This is a genomic window from Vibrio sp. 1401 (assembly GCF_033340295.1).
The window spans coordinates 1-601 of the sequence record NZ_JAWOWF010000561.1 but is presented as its reverse complement, the minus strand read 5'-3'; the positions used below and the strand labels follow the sequence as shown (position 1 = coordinate 601).

Below are 601 nucleotides of genomic sequence, written 5' to 3'. Positions count from 1 at the left end.
CGTAGCTTATCCATCTTACGGATATCCAAACGTAACTCTGTTACGTAACTGTCTTCAACTAAGTAACTGCGCACGACCTCTGCACCGCGAATCACGCCATCGACCGCGCCACTCGTGCTTTCAATGCCAAGACGCTGATCTTCAAGTTCGGCACGACCGCTTACTCGCATGCCGTAAACTTGCTCTGCTAACTCACGATACGCATCAATTTTTGATGCTCGCATCGCGCGCACACGTTTTTCTTCTACCGTGCGGCCAGTTTGTTCGCTTACGCTTGCATAACCTACCGCCACTAAAATTTCATCTTGGCGCATCTGTTGTAATGGCTGACATCCCACAAGCACCAAGGTGGCAATAATAAATAATAACTTCTTCATGCTTCTATCCTATGGACGGAGAATCACAGTGTATGGCTGGCGAATGGTTGGGTCTGAACGAATCAACACGCCATCTTGGGTACGGATGCTATTTAGCGTATCCAAATCACGGCCGATTCGGTCTGCAGGCAAGAACCCTTGCGCTGTGGCAACCACAACACGGCTTTGCATACCAACAACGCGAGCATTAACCAATACGCCACCTTCTTGACGAAGCATGGTTC

The 601-nt window shown here is 49.3% G+C and carries 2 protein-coding genes; both read right to left on the bottom strand.

Annotation, left to right across the window (positions count from 1 at the left end; genetic code table 11):
* Positions 1–377: LPP20 family lipoprotein (locus tag R7Z77_RS26835; protein ID WP_318137236.1), on the bottom strand; the 377-nt coding region annotated here is incomplete at its 3' end.
* Between the two features lie 9 nt (positions 378–386).
* A partial coding sequence (locus R7Z77_RS26830; RefSeq protein WP_318137235.1) for a FlgO family outer membrane protein occupies positions 387–601 on the bottom strand: 215 nt, incomplete at its 5' end.